This is a genomic window from Mesorhizobium sp. P2_A8 (genome assembly GCF_056404935.1).
The window spans coordinates 20224-39182 of the sequence record NZ_JBFUDB010000011.1; the positions used below are offsets into that span (position 1 = coordinate 20224).

General features: G+C 64.2%; 23 protein-coding genes. 13 read left to right on the forward strand and 10 right to left on the reverse strand.

The window, feature by feature from the left end; genetic code table 11:
• Nucleotides 1-105 precede the first annotated feature (105 nt).
• The 5 genes from AC1D10_RS29435 to AC1D10_RS29455 all read right to left on the reverse strand — a co-directional run bounded on the left by AC1D10_RS29435 (nt 106) and on the right by AC1D10_RS29455 (nt 6503).
• The gene (locus tag AC1D10_RS29435; RefSeq protein ID WP_477278194.1) at nt 106-2112 is read right to left on the reverse strand and encodes a glycoside hydrolase family 127 protein; all 2007 of its coding nucleotides are present in this window, start codon (nt 2110-2112) and stop codon (nt 106-108) included.
• Nucleotides 2113-2134: 22 nt separating this feature from the next.
• Nucleotides 2135-2992, reverse strand: a complete 858-nt coding sequence (locus AC1D10_RS29440; RefSeq protein WP_379098621.1) for a carbohydrate ABC transporter permease — start codon at nt 2990-2992, stop codon at nt 2135-2137.
• Complete coding sequence (locus tag AC1D10_RS29445) at nt 2992-3918, reverse strand: carbohydrate ABC transporter permease (RefSeq protein WP_477278196.1); 927 nt, start codon at nt 3916-3918, stop codon at nt 2992-2994. The genes AC1D10_RS29440 and AC1D10_RS29445 overlap by 1 nt, the downstream gene beginning before the upstream one ends.
• Before the next feature lie 231 nt (nt 3919-4149).
• The gene (locus tag AC1D10_RS29450) at nt 4150-5397 is read right to left on the reverse strand and encodes an ABC transporter substrate-binding protein (RefSeq protein ID WP_477278198.1); all 1248 of its coding nucleotides are present in this window, start codon (nt 5395-5397) and stop codon (nt 4150-4152) included.
• A 62-nt stretch (nt 5398-5459) separates the two neighbouring features.
• Complete coding sequence (locus tag AC1D10_RS29455) at nt 5460-6503, reverse strand: LacI family DNA-binding transcriptional regulator (protein WP_477278200.1); 1044 nt, start codon at nt 6501-6503, stop codon at nt 5460-5462.
• A gap of 267 nt (nt 6504-6770) precedes the next feature.
• Here AC1D10_RS29455 and AC1D10_RS29460 point away from each other — a divergent pair, with 267 nt between their 5' ends.
• From AC1D10_RS29460 to AC1D10_RS29475, 4 genes are all read left to right on the forward strand, one after another.
• The gene (locus AC1D10_RS29460; RefSeq protein ID WP_477278202.1) at nt 6771-7838 is read left to right on the forward strand and encodes a diguanylate cyclase domain-containing protein; all 1068 of its coding nucleotides are present in this window, start codon (nt 6771-6773) and stop codon (nt 7836-7838) included.
• A gap of 175 nt (nt 7839-8013) precedes the next feature.
• Nucleotides 8014-8220: a hypothetical protein gene (locus AC1D10_RS29465; RefSeq protein WP_477278204.1), complete on the forward strand. Its 207-nt coding sequence runs from the start codon at nt 8014-8016 to the stop codon at nt 8218-8220.
• Nucleotides 8221-8225: 5 nt separating this feature from the next.
• Nucleotides 8226-8417, forward strand: a complete 192-nt coding sequence (locus AC1D10_RS29470; RefSeq protein ID WP_477278206.1) for a hypothetical protein — start codon at nt 8226-8228, stop codon at nt 8415-8417.
• A gap of 70 nt (nt 8418-8487) precedes the next feature.
• Nucleotides 8488-8709: a DUF6500 family protein gene (locus tag AC1D10_RS29475; protein ID WP_477278208.1), complete on the forward strand. Its 222-nt coding sequence runs from the start codon at nt 8488-8490 to the stop codon at nt 8707-8709.
• A 66-nt stretch (nt 8710-8775) separates the two neighbouring features.
• On the opposite strand, the gene AC1D10_RS29480 is transcribed toward AC1D10_RS29475, so the two are convergent.
• Together AC1D10_RS29480 and AC1D10_RS29485 are read right to left on the reverse strand one after the other, a co-directional pair.
• Nucleotides 8776-9042 carry a DUF1488 family protein gene (locus AC1D10_RS29480; protein ID WP_379098641.1) on the reverse strand — a complete coding sequence of 89 codons (267 nt, stop codon included), beginning with the start codon at nt 9040-9042 and terminating at the stop codon, nt 8776-8778.
• Nucleotides 9039-9293, reverse strand: a complete 255-nt coding sequence (locus tag AC1D10_RS29485) for a hypothetical protein (protein WP_111543236.1) — start codon at nt 9291-9293, stop codon at nt 9039-9041. Before AC1D10_RS29485 ends, AC1D10_RS29480 begins: the two co-directional genes overlap by 4 nt.
• A 249-nt stretch (nt 9294-9542) precedes the next feature.
• Between AC1D10_RS29485 and AC1D10_RS29490 the strand changes: the two genes are divergently transcribed.
• From AC1D10_RS29490 to AC1D10_RS29510, 5 genes are all read left to right on the forward strand, one after another.
• Nucleotides 9543-9857: a co-chaperone GroES gene (locus tag AC1D10_RS29490; protein ID WP_379098644.1), complete on the forward strand. Its 315-nt coding sequence runs from the start codon at nt 9543-9545 to the stop codon at nt 9855-9857.
• Between the two features lie 71 nt (nt 9858-9928).
• Complete coding sequence (groL, locus tag AC1D10_RS29495) at nt 9929-11560, forward strand: chaperonin GroEL (protein ID WP_477278210.1); 1632 nt, start codon at nt 9929-9931, stop codon at nt 11558-11560.
• A gap of 230 nt (nt 11561-11790) precedes the next feature.
• Complete coding sequence (locus AC1D10_RS29500) at nt 11791-11949, forward strand: hypothetical protein (protein ID WP_477278211.1); 159 nt, start codon at nt 11791-11793, stop codon at nt 11947-11949.
• A gap of 285 nt (nt 11950-12234) precedes the next feature.
• Nucleotides 12235-12549, forward strand: coding sequence for a GYD domain-containing protein (locus AC1D10_RS29505; protein WP_095200474.1), 315 nt, complete (start codon nt 12235-12237; stop codon nt 12547-12549).
• Between the two features lie 184 nt (nt 12550-12733).
• Complete coding sequence (locus tag AC1D10_RS29510; protein ID WP_477278213.1) at nt 12734-13231, forward strand: GAF domain-containing protein; 498 nt, start codon at nt 12734-12736, stop codon at nt 13229-13231.
• 150 nt (nt 13232-13381) lie between these two features.
• Here AC1D10_RS29510 and AC1D10_RS29515 read toward each other — a convergent pair whose 3' ends face one another.
• The 3 genes from AC1D10_RS29515 to AC1D10_RS29525 form a co-directional block, all read right to left on the reverse strand.
• Nucleotides 13382-14443: a YeiH family protein gene (locus AC1D10_RS29515; RefSeq protein WP_477278215.1), complete on the reverse strand. Its 1062-nt coding sequence runs from the start codon at nt 14441-14443 to the stop codon at nt 13382-13384.
• Between the two features lie 121 nt (nt 14444-14564).
• Nucleotides 14565-14978, reverse strand: a complete 414-nt coding sequence (locus tag AC1D10_RS29520; RefSeq protein WP_477278217.1) for an ester cyclase — start codon at nt 14976-14978, stop codon at nt 14565-14567.
• A 78-nt stretch (nt 14979-15056) separates the two neighbouring features.
• The gene (locus tag AC1D10_RS29525) at nt 15057-15956 is read right to left on the reverse strand and encodes a LysR family transcriptional regulator (protein ID WP_477278219.1); all 900 of its coding nucleotides are present in this window, start codon (nt 15954-15956) and stop codon (nt 15057-15059) included.
• Nucleotides 15957-16127: 171 nt separating this feature from the next.
• On the opposite strand from AC1D10_RS29525, the gene AC1D10_RS29530 reads away from it, so the two are divergent.
• From AC1D10_RS29530 to AC1D10_RS29545, 4 genes are all read left to right on the forward strand, one after another.
• Nucleotides 16128-16523, forward strand: coding sequence for a (R)-mandelonitrile lyase (locus AC1D10_RS29530; RefSeq protein ID WP_379098679.1), 396 nt, complete (start codon nt 16128-16130; stop codon nt 16521-16523).
• A 16-nt stretch (nt 16524-16539) separates the two neighbouring features.
• Nucleotides 16540-17529 carry an aldo/keto reductase gene (locus tag AC1D10_RS29535; protein WP_477278221.1) on the forward strand — a complete coding sequence of 330 codons (990 nt, stop codon included), beginning with the start codon at nt 16540-16542 and terminating at the stop codon, nt 17527-17529.
• A 23-nt stretch (nt 17530-17552) separates the two neighbouring features.
• Nucleotides 17553-18155: a flavodoxin gene (locus AC1D10_RS29540; protein WP_477278223.1), complete on the forward strand. Its 603-nt coding sequence runs from the start codon at nt 17553-17555 to the stop codon at nt 18153-18155.
• 63 nt (nt 18156-18218) lie between these two features.
• Entirely contained in the window at nt 18219-18959 is a 741-nt protein-coding gene (locus AC1D10_RS29545) for an SDR family oxidoreductase (RefSeq protein WP_477278224.1), read from the forward strand.

Below are 18959 nucleotides of genomic sequence, written 5' to 3' on the forward strand. Positions count from 1 at the left end.
CGCGAAGAACTCACCAAGGTCGAGCAGTTGCCCGGCGGACGGCTCAGTCTGGTCTACAAGATAGGCTGAGCGGTCTGAGCCTGATTGGAAACTCTACAGGCTCTCTCACCCGTCCCTGAGCCACACCAGCATTTCGCCGGGCTCGCGATTGTCCCAGGCGAAATAGGGAATGGCGGTCAGGCGCGTTTCTGCAGTGGCCGGAGGCGCGGGCCTGTAGAGCCCGCCTTGCCAGCCGTCGCCGGCGTCCGACTGGGCGACGGCCGAAAGCGTCACCACGCCGCCGAGAAGCTCCGGCCGCTGCTGCGCTTCGACGCTCGCTGTCCTCGGCAGCGTCAGGCGATGCAGCTGGCTGTCATTGTCGGTCGCCTCGACGCAGTAGATCAGCGGACCGCGCGACAGCGCGACGCGGCCGGCATCCTGCCGCACCTGCGGGTTGGCATAGAGCCGCTCGATCGGCATTTCGAGATCGAGCCGGACCTGGTCGCCCTTTTTCCATGTCCGCCGGATCGCGGCATAGCCGTCGCTGGTGACATCCTCCAGACCGACCGGTTCGCCGTTCACCGTGAGCCCGGCGCCGGCGCTCCAGGCCGGGATGCGCAGATGGAGCGTGAACTCCACCGGCGCCTGCGGCTCGAGCGTGATCGCGACGGCGCCGTCCCAGGGATAGCGGCTCGCCTGCGTCAGGCTCACCGGCACGCCCGATATGTCGAAGCGGGCGGCCGAGTCGCCATAGAGATGTACGGCAATGGCATCGTCGGCCAGGCTGTAGAAATAGCTGCCGATCGAGGCGACCATGCGCCCGATATTGGGCGGGCAGCAGGGGCAGCGGTGCCATTTCCAGCGGTTGTGGGCGCCCCGGCTTTCCAACGGGTTCTCGTAGAAGAACAGCGAGCCGTCGAGCGACAGGCCCGAGATCGAGCCATTGTAGAGGGCGCGTTCCATCATGTCGGCATAGCGGGCGTTCGGCCCCATGCCGAGCATGCGGCTGGCCCAGAACACCAGCCCGACCGCAGCGCAGGTCTCGGCATAGGCGCTCTCGTTGGGCAGGTCGTAATCGCTGGTGAAGCCCTCATTGTGCGCCGACGGTCCCAGTCCGCCGGTGATGTAGAGGCTCTTGGTGGTGAGATCGTCCCACAGCCGGTCGAGCGCTGTCCGCAGCGTGTCGTCGCCATATTCGGTGGCGATGTCGGCCATGCCCGAATAGAGGTACATCGCCCGCACCGCATGGCCAACGACCTTGTCCTGCTCGCGCACCGGCCTGTGCGACTGATTGTACTCGTAGGTCTTGAAATGATAGGCTTTCGGGTCGGCGCCGCGGGCACGCGCCTCCTCGTCGAAATAGTGCGGCTCGACCCCGCGCTGGTCGATGAAGTATTTCGCCAGCTCCATGTATTTCTGCTCGCCGGTCACCCGCGCCAGCTTGACCAGCGCCAGCTCGATCTCCTCATGGCCGCAATAGCCCTTCTTCTTGCCCGGCTCGGGGCCCAGCACCGAGGCGATGTGGTCGGCATAGCGGCACATGATATCCAGGAATTTGCGCTTGCCGGTCGCCTGGTAGTACGCGACCGCGCCCTCGATCAGATGGCCGGCGCAATAGAGCTCATGGCAGTCGCGCAAATTGGTCCAGCGCAGGCCGGGCTGAATGCGCTGGTACCAGCTTGAGAGATAGCCATCCGGCTGCTGCAGCCTGCCGTACATGTCGATGACGGCATCGATCTTCTTCTCCAGTTCGGGGTTCTTGCGCCGGTAGAGCGAATAGGCAGCGGTCTCTATCGTCTTGCCGAGATCGGAATCCCAGAACATCTGCGTGGTCACCGTCGAGCCGGTGAATTCCGCGCCCTGGCGTTCGGCTTCGTCGGGAGAGGGCGAGTGGAACGGGATGACGAGGCCGGGCGAAGGCCGGTCCGGGTCGATCTGCTCCAGCATGCGCGCCTCGACGCAGCGGTCGTAGAGGATGTCGGCGGTACGCGCGGCCACAGCGTCGGCGCGGTCGCCCCAGAAGCCGTGCACGTCGACCTGCGGCACCGGCAGCGGGCGGAAGGCGAGTTTCGGCTTGCCGGTCTTTTCCAACGTGCCTGTCTGGGCGGTTCGGGCGGATGGCGATGCGGTCATGAACTTACTCCATTCGGTCGATTTACTTGACGGCCCCGGCCATCAGGCCGCGGATGTAGAAGCGCTGCAGGGCCAGGAACAGGATGAGGCACGGCACCATCATCACGGTGACGCCCGCCTGCACCGCGCCCCAGTCGATGGCGCCGAAGCGGCCCGACTGCAGCGCCGTCATCATCACCGGCAGCGTGAATTTGGACTGGTCGGTCATCAGCACGAGCGCGGCGAGGAACTCGTTCCAGGCGCCGAGAAAGGCAAACAGCGCGATGGTGACGACGCCCGGCCAGACCAGCGGCAGCATTACCTTCAAAAGCATGGTGATGTTGTTGGCGCCGTCCATGCGGGCGGCTTCCTCGATCTCGCGCGGCACCGCGTCGAAGGCGTTGCGCATCATGAAGATGGAGAACGGCAGTTGCAGCGTCACATAGACGCCGACCAGCCCGGTCAGCGTGTTGTGCAGGCCAAGCTTGGTCAGCACCAGGAAGATCGGCGTCAGGATCGACTGGAACGGGATCATGATCGTCGACAGGATGAGGATGAAGAACAGGTCCTTGAACGGAAACCGGAAGCGCGAAAAGCCGTAGCCGGCCAGCACGCTGACAGCGACCGACAGCACCACGGTCATCACCGAGACATAGATGCTGTTTTGCGCCGACACCCAGAGCCCGTCGCCGAAGGTGTTGAGCGTGGCATAGTTCTCCAGCGAGAATCCTGTCGTCGGCCAGGGCGGCAGCGGCGGCAGGCGCGCTTCCTGCGCCGGCTTGAAGGCCGACAGCACCGCCCACACGATCGGCGCCGCGAACAGCACCGAGGCGATGATGCCGGTCGAGTGCTCGGCGATGCGGGCAGCGAGCTTGCGGTTGCGGGAGGCGGCCTGCGCCATCAGTCGAGGCCCTCCGGCTTGCGCAGCAGCCACAGTTGGACGAGGCTGAGCGCCACCAGGACCACCAGCAGCACCATCGAGAGTGCGGCGCCATAGCCGAGCTTGAACGATACGAAGGACTGGTTGAAGATCCAGTAGACCGCCGTCAGCGTCTGGTTGCGCGGGCCGCCGCGCAGGATGATGTAGAACTGGTCGAAGGCGAGGATCGAGCCGGCGACCGACAGGATCAGCGCCAGCGCCAAAGTGCGGCGCATCAGCGGCAGCGTGATCGCCCTGAACCTGGCGAACGGCCCGGCGCCGTCGATGACGGCCGCCTCCTGCAGGTCCTGTGGGATCGATTGCAGGCCGGCCATCAGGATGATCATGGTGAAGCCGGCGACCTTCCAGACGACCATGGCGATGATCGACCAGAAGGCCGGCTGGAAGGTGGCCAGGAGGTTGAATTTCTTGTCGATCAGGCCGAGGTCGTAGGCGGCCGGGCTGAACAGGCCGGAATCGACATTCAGCAGCCATGACCACAGCAGGCTGGCCGAAGCGAAGCCGACAACCGCCGGCATGAAGAACATGGTCCGGTAGAGATTGGTCAGCGGCCGCGGCCGCTCGACGAACAGCGCCAGCGGAAACGCCACCGCGAAGATCACGATGGTGACGATCACGGTGTAGTAGGCTGTGAATTTGAGCGCGTTCCAGAACCTGGTGTCGCGCAGGATAGCGACATAGTTGCCGAGGCCGATATAGCTGTGCTCGCCCATCAGCGGCCAGTTGTGCAGCGACATCCACGCCGTCATGCCGAGCGGGATGAGGAAGAAGACGACGACCAAGGCGACGGCCGGCGCGACATAGAGCAGGCCGATCCACTGCCGGCGGCCGGCGCCGATGAGCTTTCGGGCGCGTGGTGGGGCAGGGGTTGCTGCGATGGAGGTCATGCTGTTCTTCCGTTGGATCCAGTGGGCGCCCTACCTCCCCCCCTGTGGGGTGGTCGGACCGCAGGTCCGGTTGGGGGGCTTGGCGCCCCCCACCCCGCTGCTCCGCAGCGACCCTCCCCACAAGGAGAGGGTAAGGAGCGCTCCGGCCGCCCGACCAGGGAGAGGGGCGGGCGACCGGATCAGGACCTTGGACGGCAGGAGCGTTGCGCACCGCCTGCCGTCGGCCAGCCCTTATTTCTGCGGCGCCTGGTCGATGATCGACTGCATCGTCTCCTGCGCATTGGCGATGGCGCCATCGACATCGTCGCCGAAGAAGACCTCGTTGATCATCTGCGTCCACGGGCCGTTGGCGGAGTTGATCAGGTCGTTGAACACCACCGAATAGGGCGTGCGGCCCTTGGCCATGGCCTCGGCGGCGATCTGGTAGCGCGGATCGAGATCCTTCAGCGCGTCCTTGGCGATGTCGCCGCGCACCGGCAGGCTGCCGTACTTCGCCAGGATGGTCTGGCCCTCGAGCGAATAGGCGAAATCGAGGAACTCCTTCACGACGGCGAGTTTCGTGGTGCCCTTGGTGACGACGAAATTGTCGCCGCCGGCAAAGGATGACCAGCCGCTGTCCTTGCCCGGCAGGAAGGTGACGCCATAGTCGATATCGGGATACTGGGTGTTGAGCGCGCCGATGGCGAAGGCGCCGGACGGCGAGATGCCGATATTGCCGGCGGCGAAGGCGGCAAAGAAGTTGGCGCCGGTATCGGTCTGCGCGCCTGCCGGCACCAGATCCTTCTTGACCATCGACCGGTAGAGATCGATGGCGCCACGCAGCTGCGGGCTGTCCAGCGTCGCCTTGGAGCCGTCCTCGCTGAGGATGTCGCCGCCCGACGCCCAGATCAGCGGCGTGAAGGTGAAGATGTTGCAGCCGCCGCAATTGCCGGAGAAGTAGAAGCCCTTGATGTTGCCGCCGAGCGCGTTGACCTTCTCGGCGTCAGCGGCGATCTCGACCCAGTTGGTCGGGCCTTTTTCAGGGTCGAGGCCGGCCTGCTTGAACAGCTTCTTGTTCCAGATCAGCACCGAGGCGTCGGCCGAGAATGGCAGGCCGTAGATGTGGTCCTTGTAGGTGCCGGTCTTCACATGCGCCGGTGACAGGCTCGAGAAATAGGGCAGCGACTTCGCCCATTCGGTGATGTCCTCCAGCTGGCCGGCGGCGGCGAAGGACGGCGTGTAGATCAGGTCGAGCGAGAGCGCGTCGGGCGCCGTGCCGCCGGCGGCGGCCGCCCCATATTTCGGGATGATCTCGGCATTGGGGATGATGTCCAGCTTGACCTGGTTGGTGTGCGCCTTGTTGTAGGCGTCGACGATCCTCGGCATGAAATTAGAGCCGTCGGCGCGCACCCAAATGTTGGCCGTCTCGGCGGCCGCGGCACTGATGCCGCCACCCAGAACGGCAGCGGCCAGGGCCAGTTTGGCAATCAGGTTCCTCATGTTCTCCTCCTCCAGGTTGGCCGCGGTCCGCGGCTTGGCGCCGATTGCGCGGCGCTTGGTTTTCAGCCATCCAGCGGATGACCGCATGACTGCCGCACCACCAGCCGGCACGGCAGTTTTCGAATGCCCGGCGCGGCGGGCTGGCCGCCGACCAGCGACAGCAGGGTCAACCCCGCCTCGCGCCCGAGTGCGACCAGGTTCATGTCGACCGAGGTCAGCGGCGGGCGCGTTGCCTCGGCCACGATCTCCCAATTGTCGAAACCGATGACGGCGACATCGCCGGGAACGTCGAGGCCGCGCTCGCGCAAGGCATCGATGACACCGCGCGCGATCTGGTCGTTGCCGCAGAAGACGGCGTCCGGCCTTTCGAGCTTGCCATCGAACAGATGCGTCACCGCCTCGTGGCCCCAGGCTTCCGACCAGGAGCCGAGCAGCGGCTCAGAGACTGGCAAGCCGTTTTCGCCCAGCACGTCGCGATAGGCCTGTGCCCGCGCGTGCACCACGGCGAAGCTCGCCGGTCCCGTCACATGGGCGATGCGCTTGCGTCCGAGCCGGCACAGATGCTCGACCGCCAGCCGGGCGCCGCCGGCATCGTCCGAGACGAAGGCGATGGCGTCGGGATCGGGCTGCGTGAAGGCGTAGATCACCGGGACGCGCAGATTGGACAGGTCGATGGGCAGATGGCGGTCGATGCGCTTGCCGGTGGCGATGATGCCGTCGACGCGCTTGTCGAGCATGGCGTCGACATGCATCTGGCCGAGGCGCGGATCCTCTTCGACATTGCACAGGAATACCGAGACGCCGTTGTCGACCAATGCGTCCGAAATGCCGGACATCAGCGGCAGCGAAAAGCGGCCATAGGTGTCGTTGGTGAGCAGGCCGACGGTGAAGCTGCGCCGCCTGAGCAGGCTCTGCGCCAGGCTGTTGGGCCGGAAGCCGAGACGCCGGGCCGTCTCGCGAATGCGCTCGCGCGTCTCGGCGGTCATCCGCCCTTGATCGTTGAGCGCCTTCGAGGCGGTGGCGACGCTGACGCCGGCCTCGCCCGCCACGTCACGCAAGGTGACGGGCTTGGGAAAGACCTGGACAGGCTGATCGTCCGATGCCATCGCGCCGAGAATCCTTAGCTGGGAAAAGGTTTTCTCTTACAATCCGAAGAGACGGCCAACCTTGCGGCCAACCCAGTCAAAACTGTTGGAAAAACCTTTTCTCAAATCAAAGGCTAGGCTACATCCGGGGCTTGTTCAAGAGAAAAATTGCGGCCGTCCGTGGGGTGGGATTTTCGCGGTAATCGTGGGCAAGTCGGGCCACCTTCAGCGAAGTGTTAATCGCTTGCCCGCCAAGGTGGTCTCCCGCCAAGACAGCAGAGCCTCGACATGTCCGATACGCCCTACAGTCCGAAAGGCCCGGCGCGGGTCTCGCAACCCGGCAGGCGGGCAGGGCGCGACAGCCGCTCCGACGAGCGTCGCGAAGCCGCCGCCATCGCCCGGCTCAAGGCGGAACTCGCCGCACAGGCGGCACTGATCGCCAGGCAGGAGCTTTCGCTGGCCCACAGCCGCAAGATCTTCGACCGCGCCTCGGCCGCCGCGCGCCTCGGCGTTTGGGAATGCAGCCTGCCTGACGAGCGGCTTACCTGGACCGACGTGGTCTATGATTTGTTCGACCTGCCGCGCGGCTCGGCGCTCGATCGCTCAGAGATCGTCAAGTGCTACCCGGCGGAGTCGCGCAAGGCGCTGGACAGCCTGCGCGGCCGCGCGATCGCCGAGCGCAACGGCTTCAATCTCGATGCCGAGATCACCACCTTTGCCGGCCGCAGCCGCTGGATCCGCATCACCGCCACCGTCGAGTGCGAGGACGGCGTTCCCGTGCGCATCTTCGGCATGAAACAGGACATCACCGAGGAAAAGATCCTGTCGGACCGGATGCGCTATCTGGCCGAATATGACGTCATGACGGGGCTGGCCAACCGCGGCCGCTTCCAGGCGCGGCTTGCACATGCGGACGTGGACCGACCGCTCGGCGCGCTACTGCTGATCGATCTCGACGGCTTCAAAACCGTCAACGACACGTTCGGCCATGTCGTCGGCGACGAATGCCTGAAGGAGGCGGCAAAGCGCCTTGCCGACGGCTGCGGCGAGGCGGACCTGGTGGCGCGCGTCGGCGGTGACGAGTTCGCGGTGCTGCTTGGATCGCATCTCGACCGCGGCGCGGTCTCCGGCGTGGCGCGCCGCATCATCGAGGCGATGGGCAAGCCGGTCACGGCATGCGGCCAGTCGCTCAGGCTCGGCGCCTCGGTCGGCATCGCCTTCGCCAAGGCGAGCATGCCGTGCGACCTGTTCATGCAGGCCGACACCGCGCTCTACGCCGCCAAGGCGGCAGGGCGCAACACGTTCCGCATCTTCAAGCTGGACGCCGCCGCGAAAGGCCGCAGCGCCGCGGCTTGAGGGTGCTAGAGGCGGCTTGTTGTACGGCCTCGCCGAAGGGGGCCTGCCCATCTCTTGCCAATGCAATCCGTGGCGTCCATCTGCATTTGGCATGCAGGGTGTTCGCGAAAGGGTGCTATGATAGCCAAGCGAGCAAACTTGCTCCGGCTCCTTCCCGACATTCGAGGTCATTTTCGTGCGTGAACCGTCGCTGCTGCCCGTGTTCGGAAAACTTGGCGTCAAGGCGCCTGTCGCCACTGTCACGGCACCGGCCTCGTCGGCAGGCGTCGCGTCGCGGCTTCGGGAGCTTCTGGCCGCGCATGGCGGCATGGTGCTGAAGCTGTCGGTCATCGCCTGGACGGTGCTGATCCTGGCCGCGGTGTTTTTCATGATGCAGGGCTGATCGGCATGGCCAATCGCTACACGCTGCGCATGGAACTGCCCCAGAGCTGGACCATCGTCGACGTCTTCACCGGCCAGCCTGCTGTAATCCGGCAAAAGGTGATGGTCGGGATGGGCCCGCGCGAGGCCGAGGACATGGTCGTGCAGATGAATATCCGCGACGTCAAGCGCCGCGAAAGGGCGGAGCGCAAGGCCTGAACTGCCGCGGGCACTGCCCGACGGCTTGCCGCCGGCATGAGCCTGCCGCACCGCAAACCAGAGGATTCCCGTGCGAGCCAGCCTGAAGCAGAAGATACTGGAGGTCTGCGACCGCAAGATTTCCGAAAAAGGGCCCGGCGTCGGCGTGTCGTTCTACGCGTTTTTCGCCAACAGGAACGACGACCCCGACCTGCTGATGGAAGCCGCCGAATGGTGGATCAGAACCCACCGCCTCGACCATTTTGAAAAGGCTGAAAAGATACGCACGATGGTCGAGAAGATGGACTCTTAATCGTCGTTTCCATGCATGTCGTCGTCTCGAAGACGGGACGCTTTTGAGCGACATGCATTGGGCTGATCAGCCGAAGTCGGCGGCCGTCAGCACATACATGCTCTTGCGGGTGCGGTCGTAGGCCCTCGACGCCACGTCGCGGATGGCACTGCTCTCGGTGTCGAATGTGGCGAGGTAGCCGGCCTCATTGGCCGCGGCGCCCGGCTGCATCTTGGCCATGGCATCGGCGGCGACGGAGAACGAAATCTGGAACATGCCGTCATGGCCGACGAAACGAATGCGCTTGCCGGCTTCGTCATAGCTGCGGCTGCGGTTGGGGAATGTCAGGCTCATGTCTTCACCTCCGTCGCGGCGGCCTTCTTGACCACGCGCTTCTTCTTGGGCGTCGGATTCAGGGCTTCGGCGACGCGGTCGGCCTCTTCCTTGGCCAGCCGCAGCTCCCGCAGCCTTGCCGTCTTGATCTCCCTGGCCCTTGCCTCGGACATGTACTCGGCGGTTGCCTTGTTGCGCTCCGCCGTTTTCTTCTGCTTGTCGACAAAGCGGGCTTCAGCTTTTTCCATGATCGTCTGATTGCCTTCGGCCATCGAAGAAATCTCCCTTGTGCCTGAAATCGTGAAAACGAACTTGTCCGATAAATAGGCACTCAATCGGCAAAATTCAATTTTTTGAATTATTTGACCAGTCCGCGATATCACGAAACTGGGTACCAAAATAATACTTTTGAATATTTAATTCCGGCGGCGAATAATTTTTGGCACTCCTATCTATCGAGTGCCAACGCGTCTATATAGGACGGGCGTGGCCGCCTGTGCCGGCCCCAGAAAGAAGTTCCCATGAAATTTCGGCCACTCCACGACCGCGTCGTCATTCGTCGCGCTGAAGGCGATACCAAATCCAAGGGCGGCATCATCATCCCCGACAATGCCAAGGAAAAGCCGCAGGAAGGCGAAGTCATCGCCGTCGGCCCGGGTGCACGCGACGAAAGCGGCGCGCTGATCGCACTCGACGTCAAGGCCGGCGACTTCATCCTGTTCGGCAAATGGTCGGGCACCGAGGTCAAGATCGACGGCGAGGACCTGCTGATCATGAAGGAAGCCGACATCATGGGCGTCATCGACAAGGCCGTCGAGGCCAAGAAGGCCGCCTGACCATATGAGGAGCCGGCCTTTGCCAGGCTCCGGCGAGCGGTTCACTCCACCACACGAACGGGATTAAAAAAATGTCTGCCAAGGAAATCAAATTCTCCACCGATGCTCGCGACCGCATGCTGCGCGGCGTCGAGATCCTCACCAATGCGGTGAAGGTCACGCTCGGCCCCAAGGGCCGCAACGTCATCATCGACAAGGCTTATGGCGCGCCGCGCATCACCAAGGACGGCGTCACCGTCGCCAAGGAAATCGAGCTTGCCGACAAGTTCGAGAACATGGGCGCGCAGATGGTGCGCGAAGTGGCCTCGAAGACCAATGACCTCGCCGGTGACGGCACCACCACCGCCACGGTGCTGGCCGCCTCGATCCTGCGCGAAGGCGCCAAGCTGGTCGCCGCCGGCATGAACCCGATGGACCTCAAGCGCGGCATCGACCAGGCGGTCACCGCCGTCGTTGGGGAAATCAAGGCGCGGGCCAAGAAGGTCAAGTCGTCGGCCGAGATCGCACAGGTCGGCACCATCGCCGCCAATGGCGATGCCAGCGTCGGCGAGATGATCGCCAAGGCGATGGACAAGGTCGGCAATGACGGCGTCATCACCGTCGAGGAAGCCAAGACCGCGGAGACCGAACTCGACGTCGTCGAGGGCATGCAGTTCGACCGCGGCTACCTCTCACCCTATTTCGTCACCAACGCCGACAAGATGCGCGTCGAGCTCGAAGAGCCCTACGTGCTCATCCACGAGAAGAAGCTCGGCAATCTGCAGGCGATGCTGCCGATCCTCGAAGCGGTGGTGCAGAGCGGCAGGCCGCTGCTGATCATCTCCGAGGACGTCGAAGGCGAGGCCTTGGCCACGCTGGTCGTCAACAAGCTGCGCGGCGGCCTCAAGGTCGCGGCCGTCAAGGCGCCGGGCTTTGGCGATCGCCGCAAGGCGATGCTGGAAGACATCGCCGTGCTCACCGCCGGCCAGATGATCTCCGAGGATCTCGGCATCAAGCTCGAGAACGTCACCATCGAGATGCTCGGCCGCGCCAAGCGCGTGTTGATCGAGAAGGACACCACCACGATCATCGACGGCGCCGGCACCAAGGCGACCATCCAGGCGCGCGTTGCCCAGATCAAGGGTCAGATCGAGGAGACGACGTCCGACTACGACAAGGAAAAGCTGCAGGAGCGGCTGGCCAAGCTCTCCGGCGGTGTTGCCGTCATCCGCGTCGGCGGCGTCACCGAGTCGGAAGTCAAGGAAAAGAAGGACCGCATCGACGACGCACTGAATGCGACGCGCGCAGCGGTTGAAGAAGGCATCGTGCCCGGCGGCGGCGTGGCCCTGCTGCGCGCAAGGTCGGCGCTTGCCGGCCTGACCGGCGCCAACGAGGATGTCACCGCGGGCATCTCGATCGTGCTGAGGGCACTCGAAGCGCCGATCCGCCAGATCGCCGAGAATTCCGGCGTCGAAGGCTCGATCGTCGTCGGCAAGCTCACCGACAGCAAGGACCACAATCAGGGCTTTGACGCCCAGAACGAGGTTTATGTCGACATGATCAAGGCAGGCATCGTCGACCCGGCGAAAGTGGTGCGCACCGCACTGCAGGATGCCGGCTCGATCGCAGCCCTTCTGATCACCGCCGAAGCGATGATCACCGACATCCCGGCCAAGGATGCCGCACCTGCGGGCGGTGGCGGCGGCGGCATGGGCGGCTACTAAAGATTCAGGTGGCCTGCAAACGGCGGTTTCCTGCGCTTCCGGTGCTCGCGTACGAAAAGTACGCTCGGCTCCGGTTCTCGGAAACCACCTTGTTTGGCCGCTTCGCGCCCGTCTTCGACTCCGACGCGGCCTGACCTGAATCGCTGGCTCTTGCCGGATTCGACATCGAGATAAATACCGCCGGGGGATTCTCTCCCGGCGCACAGGCCTCTAGCCCAGGAGACGGATCCATGATCACGTTCGTGCAGAAGCCAGAGACGGTCGTCACGACCGAAGCCACCGAGGAAAGCCGCTTCGACCGCATCCGCAGGATTGCCGCCGACAAGCACAAGAAATCCGACTCCGACACGGCAACGCCATCAAAGGGTGAACCCAAACGCCCGATGTGAGTCTGCGGCGCCGCCGCTGCTTCCACGCAACGTCGGTACCACATCGCACCAGTGGCGCGGGTCGATCGCGCTGGCCGAGGGTCGTCCAGCCAGACACCTTCCTGTCGGCGGTATCGGCGTGCCCGGTATTGTCATTATATTAGCTTCAGCGCATATTCATCCGGCAGTGGGCCCTTGGCCGCCAAGGCGTCCAAGGGCGCCTGCAATTGTTCCGAAAAATAAATCGCTCCGTGCCGCTCGAATTGTGGAGCAGCCACGAGACAATGACATTTGGAGGAAATACCCATGAAAGTGACTATTTTGGCAAACTATGCGCCTCATGCCGCCAAAGGATTGATGCAAGGCTCGGACAGGCAAGCTGCGGTCAAGGCGCTTTTTGAAAGCGTTGGCGGCAAGGTGACCAGCGTGATGTTCACGCGCGGCATCTATGACGTCGTCGTCAATGGCGAGGTGCCGGACCAGTCCGCGGGGATTGGCATGTCCCTTGCGGTGCGAGCGAGCGGCTCGCTGACCGAGATGGTTGTCCTGGAAGAACTCGACATGAAGGCAGTGCTCGCGGCTGCCAACAAGGCTGCCGGCGCCTACAAACCCGCCGGCTGATCGACTTGCCGTCTTGATCAAGGCAGCACGGTTCGACGGACGTGCCGTGCTGCCCGAGTGTCGGACAGGGCATCTTCTCCCCGACTTTCGCGGCGACCGGAATTCACGCTAGTATCGCGCAGTGGTCGTTTGGTGCAGGGAGCTTGCGGAAACGGAACCGCGATTCTCGATACGGAGACAAGCCATGTTTGCGGCCAAGGCCATCGACACGTCGGACAAGGCCGCGTTCTACCGCGACCTCGCCACGCAACTGAAAGCGCTGCTCGACGGCGAGCGCGATTCGATCGCCAACGCCGCCAACACCGCGGCCCTGATCTTCCAGATGGTGCCGGACCTCAACTGGGCCGGCTTCTATTTCCTGCAATCCGACGAGGAAATGGTGCTCGGCCCCTTCCAGGGCAAGCCGGCCTGCGTGCGCATCGCGGTCGGCAAGGGCGTCTGCGGAACGGCGGTCGAACTCGGCACCTCGATGCTGATCAAGGACGTGCACGATTTCCCCGGCCACATCGCCTGCGACGCCGACTCGCGCTCGGAACTGGTCGTGCTGCTCGAGGACGATGACGGCGTCTTCGGCGTGCTCGATCTCGACAGCCCGCTGCCAGGCCGCTTCGACAAGGCAGACCAGGCCGGCATCGAGACGCTGGCGGCGATCTATACCGCGGCGAGCTCGTTCGAGGACTAGGGCATATTGATATTCAGGTGAGGCCGGCCTGCGAACGGCGGCTCTCTGCGCTTTCGGTGCTCACGTACTTTAGCTACGCTCCGCTCCGGTTCTCGAAAGCCATCGTTCTCGGCTCGGCCTGGCCTGAATCTCAACATGCCCTGGTCTGGCTCAGGCGAACTTCACCAGCATCAGACTGAAGCAGCCGATGAACAGGAAGGCCGAGAAGGCGAGCGCCAGCGGGCGCAGGCCGCGCGAGCGCAGCTGCGAAATGTCGGCCTGCAGGCCCATGGCGGCCAGCCCCATGGTCAGCATGATGGTGGTGGCAAGCGCCATCGCCGATTTCACCTCGGCAGGCACGGTGACGAGGCTGTTCAGTGCCACCACGGCGACGAAGGCGGCGACGAACCACGGCATGGGCGGCCGTGCTGCCGACGGGTCGCTGCCCTTGCGGCGCGCCATCAGGCCGAGCACGATGACCATCGGCGCCAGCATGGCGACGCGGGTCAGCTTGGCGACGGTGGCGATCTCGCCGGACTGGGTGCCGTTCTGGAAGCCGGCGCCGATGACTTGCGCGACCTCGTGGATCGAGGCGCCGGCCCACAGGCCGAAAGCGTGCTGGTCGAGGCCGAGCACGGGTGCCAGCAGCGGGAAGCCGAGCATGGCGACGGTGCCGAACAGCGTGATCGAGGCGACGGCGTAGGTGACGTCCTCGTCGCGCGCATCGGTGACGATGTTGGTGGCGACGATGGCCGAGGCGCCGCAGATCGAGGTGCCGGCGGCGATCAGCTGCGCCAGCTTGGCGTCGACGCCGATCAGCCGGCCGAGCGTGATGGTGAAGACGAAGGTGGCGCCAAGCGTCAGCGCGACGATGCCGACACCACCGGCGCCGATCGAGACCACCTGGCCAAGCGTCAGCTGGAAGCCGAGCAGCACGATGGCGAAGCGCAGCAGCCGGCGCTGCGAAAAGGCGATGCCGGCCCTGGCGTGGGCGGGCGTGCCGAGCACGTTGGAATAGATCATGCCGGCGACGACGGCGAGGATCATCGGGCTGAACAGAGCGAAGCCGGAGACATTGCGGGCCGAGAAGGCGACACCGGTGATCATCGCCACAAGCACGATGCCGGGAATGACGCCGTTCCACGCCGAATTGAGCGACTTTCGCCCCTGGGCGAGTTCGGCGGAAATCAGGCTTTTCGGAATATCGTTCGCGATGTGGGTAAGGGAAGACAATGCAATGCTCCAGGCGACTTAACTGGAGGAATGCCATTCCTAGACCAATCTTTCCAACGAATTATTTTCGTTAGAATGATCGATTTTTCAAAACGATTGCCGTTTTGCCTCGATGTAGGGATCAGCAGGGACTTTCAGGCGACATCCGCTTAAGCTGCGCTTCGATGGCCGCCTTGTCTATCACCGACCAGACGTGCCTGATCCTGCCGTCGAGAAATTCATAGAAGACGTTCTCGCTGAAGGAGACTTTCCTGCCGTTGACGGGCAGGCCAAGGAAATTCCCCTTTGGAGTGCAGTTGAATTGAAGCCGACTGGCTATGAACGGCATATCGGAGACCAGCAGCTGGATGTCGAAATACAGGTCCGGGATCTCGGAAAAATCCCGCTCCAGCATCTTGCGATAGCCGGCCAGGCCGACCCGGTCGCCATTGTAGTGCACCTCGTCATGAACGAAGCGGTGCAGGTGCTGCCAGTCCTGATCGTTGAGGCAAGCGATGTAGCCGCGATACGTGTCGGCAAGCGCGGTTTCGGTCATGGCGATGGCTCCGGTGTTCTTAAGAAAGTTCACGTTCAGGCAGGAAGATAGAACGGCCTCGGATGCGATCCAGATCGTTCAAACTTGGTCCCGGTAGCGCAAGGCGTCGACAAGCAGCGAGAAGGCGGGCGTCGCCTGCCGACGGCTGGGGTAATAGAGGTGGTAGCCGGGGAAGGGCGGGCACCAGTCGGCCAGCACCCGCACCATCCGGCCGTCGGCAAGGTGCGCATGCACCTGGTCCTCGGGCAGATAGGCAAGACCCAGGCCGGCAAGCACGGCATTCAACCGCAGAGCGGCCGTGTTGAACACCAGCTGACCTTCGACGCGCACCTTCAGTTCGCGCCCCGCCTTCTCGAATTCCCAGGCATAGAGCCCGCCATAGGTCGGCAGGCGTAAGTTGATGCAGTTGTGGGTGGTCAGGTCCTGCGGCGTGCGCGGCTTTGGCCGGGTGGCGAAGTAGGCCGGCGCGCCGACCACCGCCATGCGCATGTCGGGGCCGATGCGCACCGCGATCATGTCGCGCGCCACCTGTTCGCCAAGCCGCACGCCGGCGTCGTAGCGCTCGGCGACGATGTCGGTCAGGCCATAGTCGACGATGATCTCTATCCTGATGTCGGGATAGTCCGGCAGCAGTCGGGCGATCGCCGGCCACAGGACCGCATCGGCGGCGTGCTCGCCGGCGGTGATGCGGATGGTGCCGGCGGGTTTTTCGCGCAACGCGCTCAAGGCGGTCAGTTCGGTCTCGATCTCGTCGAGCCTTGGCCCCACGGTGCGCAAAAGGCGCTCGCCCGCCTCGGTCGGCGAGACGCTGCGCGTGGTGCGGGTCAACAGCCTCAGGCCCAGCCGTTCCTCCAGCGCGCGCACCGTGTGGCTGAGCGCCGATTGCGAGACGCCGAGCTTGGCCGCCGCCCGGGTGAAGCTCTCTTCACGCGCGACGGCGAGAAAGGCGGTCAGCTCGTTGAGATTATCCCGCGGCATTCATGAGTCCTTCTCATAAGTACATGCCGGATATAGCAGCTAATCACGGCCAATCGCAGGCCCTAAAAAGGCGTCATCACAATCGGGCTCCCAAAATCAGGCGGCCCTGAAAAATGACGGCAGCGATTTGCCTCGTTTGAAGGCGGCGCCTTTTGAAGAAGGGATAAGATCATGGACATCAAGCGAAGCGGCTCTCAAGCCTCGGGCAAGGGGCCGGGCGACTGGTTCACCGGCACGGTGCGCATCGATCCGCTGTTTCAAGCCATCGCCCCGGCGCGCGCGGCCGGCAATGCCGTGACCTTCGAGCCCGGCGCGCGCACCGCATGGCACACCCATCCGCTCGGTCAGCTGCTGATCGTCACCGCCGGCTGCGGACGCGTGCAGCGCGAGGGCGGCCCGGTCGAGGAGATCCGGCCCGGCGACGTGGTTCGCTTCGAACCGGGCGAGAAGCACTGGCATGGCGCGGCACCCACCACCGCTATGACACACATCGCCATCCAGGAGGCGCTCGACGGCAAGGCCGTCGACTGGATGGAGCATGTCAGCGACGCGCAGTACCAGGCCTGAACAAAGGAGAACAGCAATGCAAAAGCGCACACTTGGAAACAGCGGTCTCGAAGTCTCGGCCATCGGGCTGGGCTGCATGGGCATGAGCCAGTCCTACGGGCAACCGATGGAAACGGCGGATGCTGTCCGGCTAATCCGGGCGGCGTTCGAGCGCGGCGTCACATTCTTCGACACCGCGGAGGTCTATGGCCCGTTCACGAACGAGGAGGTCGTCGGTGAGGCGCTGCTGCCAATCCGCGACCAGGTGGTGATCGCCACCAAGTTCGGCATCGACATCGCTGGTACAGCCGGACACGACGGCATGGACAGCCGGCCGGAGCATATTCGCGACGTCGTCGAGGCCTCGCTCAAACGGTTGCGGACCGACCACATCGATCTCCTCTACCAGCACCGCGTCGATCCGGTCGTACCCATCGAGGAGGTGGCCGGCGCGGTGAAGGACTTGATCCAACAGGGCAAGGTGAAGCATTTCGGCCTCTCCGAGGCGGGCGTGCGTACGATCAGGCGCGCGCATGCGGTGCAACCGGTCGCCGCGCTGCAAAGCGAATACTCGCTGTGGTGGCGGGAGCCCGAGGAGGCGATCCTGCCGGTTCTCGAAGAACTGGGGATCGGCTTCGTGCCCTTCAGCCCCCTGGGCAAGGGCTTCCTCACTGGCGCCATCAACGCCAGCACGACGTTCGACAGCAGCGACTTCCGCAACACCGTCCCGCGTTTTGCAGAGGAGGCCCGGAAGGCGAACCAGGCGCTGGTCGATGCGATCGTCGCGATCGCGGCCGAGAAGAAGGTGACTCCCGCACAGGTCGCGCTTGCCTGGTTGTTGGCGCGAAAGCCCTGGATTGTTCCGATCCCCGGCACCACCAAGCTCAATCGCCTCGAGGAGAACATCGGATCGTCCGCCGTTGCGCTGACGGTGGACGAACTTCGCAACATCGAGAGCGCGGTCTCGGTAATTGCCGTGCAGGGAGAGCGTTACTCCCCGCAACAGGCGGCAAGGATCGATCGCTGAGCCAGGCGCACTAGGAGAGCGAGATGAGCCAGTCAGTCTCAAGGCGAGGTGCGCTTATGACCGCGCTTGCATTGCCACTGGGTGCCGGATTGAGCACTGGATTGAGCCTGCCTGCCAGCGCGTCGAAGGCGCGGCGGGCGGACGGCGCCAAAATTCTGGTGGCGTACTACACCCGCACCGGCAATACGCGCGTCATCGCGCACCAGATCAGTCGGGCTCTCGGAGCTGACATCTTCGAGATCCAGACCGTCGATCCCTATCCGGAAGACTACGAGCAACAGGTCGCGGTCGCGCAACAGCAGCGAGACTCCGGCTTTGAACCGCCGCTCGCCGACACGGTGCCGGGCATCGCATCCTACGAGGCGGTCTTCCTGGGGTTTCCGATCTGGGGCATGACCGCGCCTTCGGTGATCCGCTCCTTCCTGTCGCGGCACGATCTGTCGGGCAAGACATTGGTGCCGTTCATCACGCATGGCGGCTACGGCCTCGGGCAGAGCCTGAAGGTCCTTGCCGACCATGCGCCGGGGGCGCGGCTCATCGAAGGGTTTTCCAAGCAGTGCGACCAGGAGCGCGAGACGCTCGAGCAGGTCACAGGCTGGCTTGGCCGGGTCGACGTGCCGGGCTGAGCCGTCCACTCGAACGCCAGAGCTGCCGCCGTCAGCAACGCCAAATATCAGAAGGAAGAGATCATGAGCCAGAACATCAGGGACAAGGTCGTCGTCATCACCGGCGCCAGCAGCGGGCTCGGCGAAGCCGCCGCGCGGCTTCTGGCGAAAGAGGGCGCAAAGCTGGTGCTCGGCGCGCGCCGTCTCGACCGGCTGCAGGCGCTCGCCGGCGAGCTTTCGCTCGGCAAGGACGCCATCCTGGCGACCGACGTGACCGATGTCGGCCAGGTCCGGCATCTCGTCGACCTTGCGGTGAAGGGCCATGGCCGCGTCGACGTCATCATCAACAATGCCGGCCTGATGCCGCATTCGCCGCTCGAACGCGGTAAGGTCGAGGATTGGGACCGGATGATCGACGTCAACATCAAGGGCGTGCTCTACGGCATCGCAGCTGCACTGCCGCACATGAAGGCGCAGAAGAGCGGCCACATCATCAACGTGTCGTCGGTGGCCGGCCACAAGGTGGGGCCGGGCGGCGCCGTCTATGCCGCGACCAAACACGCGGTGCGCGTCATCTCGGAAGGCCTGCGCCAGGAGGTAAAACCCTACAACATCCGCACCACCATCATCTCGCCGGGTGCCGTGGCGACCGAACTGCCCGCCAGCGTCACCGAGCCTGATGTCGCCGAAGGCGTTCGCGCGCTCTACGACCGCGTGGCGATCCCGGCCGATTCTTTCGCCCGGACGGTGGTGTTCGCCATGAGCCAGCCCGACGACGTCGACATCAACGAAATCCTGTTCCGGCCGACGGCCCAGGAGTATTGA